This window comes from Sphingobium sp. (assembly GCF_032153725.1).
In the GTDB taxonomy this organism is placed as follows: domain Bacteria; phylum Pseudomonadota; class Alphaproteobacteria; order Sphingomonadales; family Sphingomonadaceae; genus Sphingobium.
Genome location: NZ_JALDYQ010000119.1, coordinates 1 through 8,330, shown reverse-complemented (window position 1 = coordinate 8,330; position 8,330 = coordinate 1). Strand labels below are relative to the sequence as shown.

The window sequence follows — 8,330 nt, the reverse complement described above, 5'->3', positions numbered from 1 at the left end:
CCTTTCAGATGTGCGCTCAATAAGAAAAGCGGGATCCCGGATCAAGTCCGGGATGACGAAGCTGTAATGACCACCTTCCACCCAACTGAGCCATCACCGGTAAGATCCTGACGCCACCCGGCTTCGCGGCCTTCGCATGCGCCACCGCCAGCTTCATGCCCGAATCCAGAGTTCCGCCATCGTCAAATTCAGCCTGCCGGGTGGCATTTTCGGCCCAACTAGCCAGCTGGGAGCGCCTCTATCACGCCCTCGCCCAACGCTTCGGCGCGACCTGAACGGAAGCGCGATTTCTTCTGTCCTACAGCCCCCTCCTTTCGTTAAACCGTTCGCGGCTCTTTGCACTGTAGGAAATTTTCGCAAAACGGCGCTCTCGCGTGGCTGCATCGTGTCACCTATGTCACCCAAATCCACTTCCGCCCTTCCCTCGCTCCCCCACCTTGCTCTATGGCGGGGGCCGAATTTCCCAAGGGGAACGACAACTTGATCCTTGACCTAGCCGCCGCCGCTTCGGGCGCCATCCGCTTCGACCAGCTCGGCCTCAGCCCGGTCGCGCTCGACCTCGGCTTCTTCACGCTGAAATGGTACAGCCTCGCCTATCTGGCCGGCATATTGATCGGCTACTGGTATCTGCTGAAGCTGATCGTCCAGCCGGGATCGCCCATGGCACGGCGTCATGCCGACGACATGATATTCTACGCGACGCTGGGCATCATCATCGGCGGGCGGCTGGCCTATGTCTTCTTCTATCAGCCCGAAATCCTCCAGCACCCGCTGGATATCTTCAAGCTGTGGAATGGCGGCATGTCCTTCCATGGCGGCGCGATCGGCGTCTCGCTCGGCATCCTCTACATGGCGCGCAAGGAAAAGCTCAGCTGGCTGCGCATCCATGATTTCGTCGCCTGCTGCGTTCCCTTCGGCCTGCTCTTCGGCCGCCTCGCCAATTTCGTGAACGGGGAATTGTGGGGCAAGGAAACCGACGTGCCCTGGGCCATCATCTTCCCCACCGGCGGTCCTTTCCCGCGCCATCCCAGCCAGCTTTACGAAGCTGCGTTCGAAGGCATCATCCTGTTCCTGATCCTGGCCTTCGCCTTCTGGAAGACCCGCGCCCGCTACAAGCCCGGCATGCTCGTCGGCATTTTCCTGCTTGGCTACGGCCTCTTCCGCTTTGGCGTCGAATATTTCCGGGAAGCCGACGCCCAGCTCATGGAATTCGCCGCGCGCACCGGCCTCCATATGGGCCAATGGCTCTGCGTTCCGATGATCCTGGGCGGCCTTTATCTGATCGTCACCGCAAAGGGCCGCCGCGTCCGGGTCGAACCGATCGCAGGCAGCGCGAGTGTCAGTTGAACTGACCCTGTCCGAACGGCTCGCCCGCCAGATTTCGGCGGGCGGTCCGATCTCCGTCGCCCATTATATGGCGGAGGCGAACCAGCATTATTACGGCACCCGCGACCCGCTTGGCGCGTCCGGCGATTTCACCACCGCGCCCGAAATCAGCCAGATGTTCGGGGAACTGACCGGCCTTTGCCTCGCGGACGTCTGGATGCGGTCGGGCAGCCGCCCGGAGGCGAATTATGTCGAGCTGGGCCCCGGCCGCGGCACACTCGCCTCCGATGCGCTGCGCGCCATGGCCAGCGCATCGCTCCACCCGCGCGTCCATTTCGTCGAAACCAGCCCCAGCCTGCGGGAACGGCAAAGGGCGCTCATTCCCAACGTCTTTCACCATGATGCCGTTTCCGGCCTGCCGGAACAGGGTCCGCTACTGGTCGTCGCCAATGAATTTTTCGACGCCCTCCCCGTACGCCAGCTTGTCCGCGTCGGTCAGCAGTGGCGCGAGCGGGTGGTGATCCGCCCCGATCCCGACCAGCCCGACCGTTTCGCCCCCATGCCCGGTTACCGCCGCGTCGAATCCGGCATCCCCGCCATGGCCGCCGACGCGCCGGAAGGCACGATCCTGGAAACGCCGCTCGCCGGATCGGCTATCGCGCTGGAACTGGCGCATCGCATCGCGCGGCAGGGCGGCGTCGCACTCATCATCGACTATGGCTATGCAGGTCCGGCCGTGGGCGACACGCTGCAAGCGGTTCGGGCACATCAGTTCGCAGATCCCTTTCTGGAACCGGGCGAAAGCGACCTGACCACCCATGTCGACTTCACCATGATCGGCAATATGGCGCGGCAGGCGGGATTGCGCGTGCTGGGGCCAGTGGGCCAAGGCCCCTTCCTGCGCGAGCTTGGCATAGACGCCCGCGCGGATCAGCTTGCCCGCACCGCGCCCGCCCGTGCGGATGAAGTGCGCACGGCCCGCCACCGCCTGACCGACGAAAAGGAAATGGGGCTATTGTTCAAGGCGATGGCCTGGGTTCATCCCGATTGGGCAGAGCCGGCAGGTTTCGAACTTCAATCGTCCTGATGATAGCGGCTCAATCGGCGGATGAAGCCGATCAGTCCGGTCTGCCGGCTACGCTTCATACGCTCTGCATGCAGGATGGTCTGGACACGCTGGAAACAATCCTCCGCATCGACATTGCACAGCACATAATCATAGCCGTCCCAATGCGCGATCTCGTTCGCCGCGCGCGCCATGCGCCCTTCGATCACTTCATTGCTGTCGGTCGCCCGCCCGCGCAGGCGGCGCTCCAGTTCCTCCATCGACGGCGGCAGGATGAACACCCGCACGACATCCCCACCCGCGATCTGATGAAGCTGCTGCGCACCCTGCCAGTCGATGTCGAACAACACGTCGCGGCCACTTTTCAGCATCGCCTCCACCGGCGCGCGCGGCGTGCCATAGCGTTGCCCGAAAACATGCGCCCATTCGAGGAATTCATGATCGGCGGTCATCCGACGGAATTCTTCCAGATCGACGAAATGATAATCCTTGCCGTCAACTTCCCCCGGCCGCATCGGCCGCGTCGTCGCGGATACGGACATCGCCAGATCCGGCTCGGCCGCAAGCAGCTTGCGCGCGATGGTGGATTTACCGGCGCCCGAAGGCGAGGAAAGAACGAACAGGACGCCGCGGCGCTTGAAATCGGGCGTCTCGATGGAGTTGCTGTCGGCCATGGCCGCTAGTGCCGCCATGAACGGCATTTGGCAAGAGGAACAATCAGCCCTTGCGGGCTTTGCGCGCCTCCTCGATCAGAATCGGCTGGGTGCCTTTATCCGGCAGCGCCTTGGCCTTGCGCTTCCGATCCGCTTCGCGCTTCGCCTCGTAGATCTTGCCCGCCATATAGGCTCCGGTGACGAACAGCGCCCCGGCAGGATGGCGCATGATGAGCCGCTTGGCGCCCATGCCGGCGAGCAGCCCGATCACGCCCTTCTTGCCGGTATCCGCGGCAACGCGGGCCGCGACGACTGTCGCGCCGACGCGCGCCGCCTTTTTGAGCAGTCCGTCCTTGCGCGGCGGACGGACGGCGATGAGCGGCTGGTCGGGCGATTTTTTCCTCATGGGGCGTCAATGTACCGCAGCCCGGCCGGTTCCGCCATGTTGATCTGAATCAGACCATATTTTCCGGCCTTACCAATCGATCGAAGGTGGCTTCATCGACCAGCCCCAGCCGCAAACCGGCCTCCTTCAAGGTCAGCCCTTCGGCATGGGCATATTTGGCGATCTTCGCCGCATTGTCATAGCCGATCTCCGGTGCCAGCGCCGTCACCAGCATCAGCGAACGATCGACCAGCTCGGCGATCCGCTTTTCATTCGCTTCCAGTCCTTCGACGCAACGTTCGGCAAAACTGTCCATGCCGACGCTGAGCAAATGGATCGACCGCAGCACCGCAGCCCCGATCAGCGGCTTGAAGACATTGAGTTCCATATGCCCCTGCAAACCGCCGACCGTCACCGCCTGATGATTGCCGATGACCTGCGCGGCAACCATGGTCAGCATCTCGCATTGCGTGGGATTGATCTTGCCCGGCATGATCGAACTGCCCGGTTCGTTGGCGGGCAGGTCCAGCTCACCCAGGCCGGAGCGGGGCCCGCTCCCCAGCAGGCGGATGTCATTGGCGATCTTGGTCAGCGCTACCGCCAGCGTCGCCAGCGTCGAGGACAGATGCACCAACGGATCATTGGAGGCGAGCGCCTCGAACTTGTTGTCCGCGGTCCGGAACGGCAGTCCGGTCAGCGCCGCGATTTCCCTGGCGACCGCGATATCGAAGCCCTTGGGCGCATTGAGGCCGGTGCCGACAGCCGTGCCACCCTGGGCCAGCGCCGTCATGCCATGCATGGTCGCAGGCTCGATCCGCTTGCGGCATCGGTAGAGCTGATGGACATAGCCGGAAAATTCCTGCCCCAGCGTCAGCGGCGTCGCATCCTGCAAATGGGTGCGGCCGATCTTTACTATGTCCTTCCAGGCCTGCGCCCTGGCATCGAGCGCCGCGTGAAGCCGGTCCAGCGCAGGAAAGAGCCGAGCCGTGATCGCCCGTGCCGCCGCGATATGCAACGCGGTGGGAAAGCTGTCATTGGACGACTGTCCCATATTCACGTGATCATTGGGATGAACCGGACTCTTGCCGCCACGCTTGCCGGTCAACGCCTCATTGGCGATGCCCGCGATCACTTCGTTGACGTTCATATTGGATTGGGTGCCGCTGCCGGTCTGCCAGATCACCAACGGGAACTGGTCGTCATGACGGCCTGCGATCACCTCGGTTGCCGCCGCTTCGATCGCATCGGCCAGGCCCGGATCGAGTCCATGGTCGCGATTCACCCGCGCCGCCGCCTGCTTCACGATCGCCAGGGCGTGGATGATGCCGGCCGGCATCCGTTCATCAGCACCGAAGGGGAAATTTTCGATACTGCGTTGAGTCTGCGCGCCCCAATAGGCGCTGGCGGGCACTTCGATCGCGCCGATGCTATCGGTTTCGGTTCGGGTATCGCTCAAATCAGCACTCCCTTCAAATCGCTGGAGCGCCGCCAATCTGGGGAGCAAGCGCTCCTGATTCCAGACTTATTTCTTCTTGCCGAAATCCACGGTGACGACATTGGAGCCGTCTTCCGTCACCTGAGGCACGTCATTTTCCGCCTCTTCATGCGGTTCCGGGGCAATGTCGGCCTGCGCCTGGAACTGAAGCGCGAAATTCACCGCGGGATCGACGAACGCCGTGATCGCGGCAAAGGGAATCATCAAATGCGCCGCAACCTGATTGAAGGTCAGGCTGACACCGAAGGCATCGTCGCTGACCTTCAGATCCCAGAATTTATTCTGGAGCACGATGGTCATTTCGTCGGGGAACCGTTCGACCAGATGGCGCGGAATATCGACCCCGGCCGCCTGAGTCTTGAACGTGATGTAGAAGTGATGGACGCCCGGCAAACCGCCGGAATGCTCGATTTCCTTCAATACGCGGCCAACCACCGCGCGCAGGGCCTCCTGCACGATTTCGTCATAGGGAATCAGGCTATCGGGCAGGTCTTCGCTCATGGGCCAATGTCCTAACGGCGCGGCGGCGCTGGTCAAGCCCGTGACGGCACATTGCAACGGCACATTGCAACCCGGGGTCACTTCGGTATAGGGCGCAGCCATGCGCACGGCCGACATTCACCGCAACACTGCGGAAACGCAGATCGACGTGACCGTCAACCTCGACGGCACCGGCATCTATACCGTTTCGACGGGCATTGGCTTCCTCGATCACATGATCGAGCAGCTGTCGCGTCACTCGCTGATCGACATGGACGTGAAGACGGTCGGCGACCTTCATGTGGACCAGCACCACACCACCGAGGACACAGCGATCGCCATTGGAGAGGCCGTGGCCAAGGCGCTGGGCGACAAGCGCGGCATATCCCGCTACGGCAGCGTCTATTCCCCGATGGACGAGACGCTGACCCGCGTGTCGCTGGACATTTCGGGCCGTCCCTGGCTAGTGTTCAAGGCGCCGTTCACCGTGCAGCGCCTGGGCGAATGGGACACGGAGATGATCGAGCATTTCTTCCACAGCTTCGCGCAGGCGGCGGGAATCACGCTGCACATCGAAAATCTCTACGGCAGCAACAACCATCATATCGTCGAAAGCTGCTTCAAGGGCCTGGCCAGGGCGCTGCGACAGGCGGTGGAGATCGATCCGCGCAAGGCCGATGCCATTCCGTCGACCAAGGGGATGCTGTGACCGCCCTTGCCCTCATTGATTACGGGGCGGGCAACCTTCATTCGGTGCATAATGCCCTGCGCAGGGCCGGCGCGGATGATGTCATGATCACGGCCGACGCCGATCTGGTGGCGAAGGCGGATCGCATCGTGCTTCCGGGCGTCGGCGCCTTTCGCGCCTGCCGCGACGCGCTGGTCGCCATCCCCGGCATGATCGAGGCCATGAATGAGGCCGTCCACCAGCGCGGCGTGCCGTTTCTGGGCGTATGCGTGGGCATGCAACTGCTTGCCGATGCCGGGGAAGAATTTGGGCGGCATGAGGGTTTGGGCTGGATTCCCGGCACGGTGCGCCTGATCGAGCCGCACGACCCGGCGATCAAGGTGCCGCATATGGGCTGGAACGACGTCATCCTGAAGGGCGATCCCCCGCTGCTGGAGACAGGCGAGGCCTATTTCCTGCACAGCTATCATTTCGACGTGGCACAGGACGATCATGTCGCGGCCGTCACCGATCATGGCGGGCCGCTGGTCGCCGCGGTTGCGCGCGACACGATCATCGGCTGCCAGTTTCACCCGGAAAAGAGCCAGAGCTATGGCCTTTCCTTCCTCTCCCGCTTTCTGGAATGGCGTCCATGAGCCTGATCGTTTTTCCTGCCATCGACCTCAAGGGCGGCCAGGTCGTCCGCCTGGCCGAAGGCGACATGAACCGCGCCACGGTCTATGGCGACAATCCGGCAGCACAGGCGTTGCTCTTTGCCGAAGCCGGCGCGCAGCATCTGCACGTGGTCGATCTGGATGGCAGCTTCGCGGGCCATGCGGTCAATGCCGAAGCGGTCGAGGCGATCGTCGCGGCCTTCCCCGGCCATGTCCAGCTGGGCGGCGGCATCCGTAATCGGGAAGCGGTCGAGCGCTGGTTCGACCTTGGCGTATCGCGCATCGTGATCGGCACGGCGGCGCTGAAGGATCCGGATTTCGTGAAGGCCGCCGCGCGCGACTTTCCCGGCGGGATCGTCGTCGCCGTCGATGCGCGCGACGGCTTCGTGGCGACGGACGGCTGGGCCGAGAAGTCCGACATGCCGGTGGTCGATCTCGCCCGCCGGTTCGAGGATGCGGGCGTTGCCAGCCTGCTCTTCACCGATGTGGGCCGGGACGGGCTGCTCAAGGGTTGCAATATCGATGCGACTGTCGATCTGGCGCGCGCGACGGATATTCCGGTCATCGCCAGCGGCGGTGTGGCCGGGATTGCGGACATCCGGGTGCTGAGTCTGCATGCCGATGAAGGCATTGAAGGCGTGATCACGGGCCGCGCGCTCTATGACGGGCGGCTGGACCTGAAAGCCGCCCTGGCGGTGGCGCGGGCAGCGGCCTAGGAGGACAATCATGACGGTCCGCACCCGCGTCATCCCCTGCCTCGACGTCGCCAATGGACGCGTGGTCAAGGGCGTGAACTTCGTCGATCTGCGCGATGCCGGCGATCCGGTCGAGCAAGCGAAGGTCTATGACGCGGCGGGCGCGGACGAGTTGTGCTTCCTCGATATCACGGCAACGCATGAGGCGCGCGGCACCATAATCGACGTGGTGCGACGGACTGCCGAAGTCTGCTTCATGCCGGTGACGGTCGGGGGTGGCGTACGCAGTCCGGAAGACGCGCGGGCGCTGCTGCTCGCCGGGGCGGACAAGGTGGCGGTCAACAGCGCTGCCGTCATCCGGCCGGAAGTGGTCGCGGACATTGCCGATCGTTTCGGCAGCCAATGCGTCGTCGGCTCGGTCGATGCGCGCCGTGTCGGGGCGGGCCCTGATGGACAGGGGCGTTGGGAAATCTTCACCCATGGGGGGCGCAAGCCCACCGGCATCGATGCGCTGGAACATGCGGTCAGGCTCGCTGAACTGGGTGCCGGCGAGCTGCTGGTCACGTCCATGGACGGGGACGGCACCAGGGCAGGCTATGACCTTGCCCTCACCCGCGCCATCGCCGACGCCGTCTCGGTCCCCGTGATCGCCAGCGGCGGCGTGGGCACGCTGGACCATCTGGTCGAAGGCGTGATTCAGGGCCACGCAAGCGCCGTGCTGGCAGCGTCGATATTCCACTTCGGTCAACACACCATAGCGGAAGCGCATCAGGCGCTGGCAGCCGCGGGCGTGCCGGTCCGGGCAGGCTGAACCCCGGTTTCCCGGCCAGGTTTTCGTCGTTCACCGCGAACCGAAGCAAGTTTTCATTTGACGGGTCGCGGGGGGGGG

The 8,330-nt window shown here is 63.6% G+C and carries 10 protein-coding genes; 6 read left to right on the top strand and 4 right to left on the bottom strand.

Features of this window, described 5'->3' with window-relative positions; all coding sequences use genetic code 11:
- Nucleotides 1-444: 444 nt before the first annotated feature.
- Nucleotides 445-1,347 (top strand): prolipoprotein diacylglyceryl transferase, encoded by a 903-nt coding sequence (gene lgt, locus RUH75_RS22695; RefSeq protein WP_313809472.1) that lies wholly within the window; start codon nucleotides 445-447, stop codon nucleotides 1,345-1,347.
- On the top strand, nucleotides 1,337-2,413 hold the full coding sequence (locus RUH75_RS22690; protein WP_313809471.1) for a class I SAM-dependent methyltransferase: 1,077 nt from the start codon (nucleotides 1,337-1,339) through the stop codon (nucleotides 2,411-2,413). Before lgt ends, RUH75_RS22690 begins: the two co-directional genes overlap by 11 nt.
- Here the strand turns inward: RUH75_RS22690 and gmk are convergent.
- The 4 genes from gmk to RUH75_RS22670 form a co-directional block, all read right to left on the bottom strand.
- Nucleotides 2,401-3,066, bottom strand: coding sequence for a guanylate kinase (gmk, locus tag RUH75_RS22685; protein ID WP_313809473.1), 666 nt, complete (start codon nucleotides 3,064-3,066; stop codon nucleotides 2,401-2,403). The genes RUH75_RS22690 and gmk overlap by 13 nt on opposite strands.
- A gap of 43 nt (nucleotides 3,067-3,109) precedes the next feature.
- Nucleotides 3,110-3,451 (bottom strand): hypothetical protein, encoded by a 342-nt coding sequence (locus RUH75_RS22680; protein WP_313809470.1) that lies wholly within the window; start codon nucleotides 3,449-3,451, stop codon nucleotides 3,110-3,112.
- A gap of 49 nt (nucleotides 3,452-3,500) precedes the next feature.
- Nucleotides 3,501-4,886, bottom strand: coding sequence for a class II fumarate hydratase (fumC, locus tag RUH75_RS22675; protein WP_313809469.1), 1,386 nt, complete (start codon nucleotides 4,884-4,886; stop codon nucleotides 3,501-3,503).
- Between the two features lie 66 nt (nucleotides 4,887-4,952).
- Nucleotides 4,953-5,426, bottom strand: coding sequence for a ClpXP protease specificity-enhancing factor SspB (locus RUH75_RS22670; RefSeq protein WP_313809468.1), 474 nt, complete (start codon nucleotides 5,424-5,426; stop codon nucleotides 4,953-4,955).
- Nucleotides 5,427-5,526: 100 nt separating this feature from the next.
- On the opposite strand from RUH75_RS22670, the gene hisB reads away from it, so the two are divergent.
- The 4 genes from hisB to hisF are packed head-to-tail and all read left to right on the top strand — an operon-like array spanning nucleotide 5,527 to nucleotide 8,252.
- Nucleotides 5,527-6,114, top strand: a complete 588-nt coding sequence (hisB, locus tag RUH75_RS22665) for an imidazoleglycerol-phosphate dehydratase HisB (protein WP_313809466.1) — start codon at nucleotides 5,527-5,529, stop codon at nucleotides 6,112-6,114.
- The gene (gene hisH, locus RUH75_RS22660) at nucleotides 6,111-6,728 is read left to right on the top strand and encodes an imidazole glycerol phosphate synthase subunit HisH (protein WP_313809465.1); all 618 of its coding nucleotides are present in this window, start codon (nucleotides 6,111-6,113) and stop codon (nucleotides 6,726-6,728) included. Before hisB ends, hisH begins: the two co-directional genes overlap by 4 nt.
- Nucleotides 6,725-7,462 carry a 1-(5-phosphoribosyl)-5-[(5-phosphoribosylamino)methylideneamino]imidazole-4-carboxamide isomerase gene (gene hisA, locus RUH75_RS22655; protein WP_313809464.1) on the top strand — a complete coding sequence of 246 codons (738 nt, stop codon included), beginning with the start codon at nucleotides 6,725-6,727 and terminating at the stop codon, nucleotides 7,460-7,462. The genes hisH and hisA overlap by 4 nt, the downstream gene beginning before the upstream one ends.
- Before the next feature lie 10 nt (nucleotides 7,463-7,472).
- Nucleotides 7,473-8,252: an imidazole glycerol phosphate synthase subunit HisF gene (hisF, locus tag RUH75_RS22650; RefSeq protein ID WP_313809463.1), complete on the top strand. Its 780-nt coding sequence runs from the start codon at nucleotides 7,473-7,475 to the stop codon at nucleotides 8,250-8,252.
- Nucleotides 8,253-8,330: the final 78 nt, after the last annotated feature.

What these genes read in the sequence shown, in the direction of transcription:
- lgt (WP_313809472.1), top strand. Translation starts at nt 445, where the DNA reads ATGGCGGGGGCCGAATTTCCCAAGGGGAACGACAACTTGATCCTTGAC.
- gmk (WP_313809473.1), bottom strand. Translation starts at nt 3,066, where the DNA reads ATGGCCGACAGCAACTCCATCGAGACGCCCGATTTCAAGCGCCGCGGC.
- hisB (WP_313809466.1), top strand. Translation starts at nt 5,527, where the DNA reads ATGCGCACGGCCGACATTCACCGCAACACTGCGGAAACGCAGATCGAC.
- RUH75_RS22680 (WP_313809470.1), bottom strand. Translation starts at nt 3,451, where the DNA reads ATGAGGAAAAAATCGCCCGACCAGCCGCTCATCGCCGTCCGTCCGCCG.
- hisA (WP_313809464.1), top strand. Translation starts at nt 6,725, where the DNA reads ATGAGCCTGATCGTTTTTCCTGCCATCGACCTCAAGGGCGGCCAGGTC.
- hisF (WP_313809463.1), top strand. Translation starts at nt 7,473, where the DNA reads ATGACGGTCCGCACCCGCGTCATCCCCTGCCTCGACGTCGCCAATGGA.
- RUH75_RS22670 (WP_313809468.1), bottom strand. Translation starts at nt 5,426, where the DNA reads ATGAGCGAAGACCTGCCCGATAGCCTGATTCCCTATGACGAAATCGTG.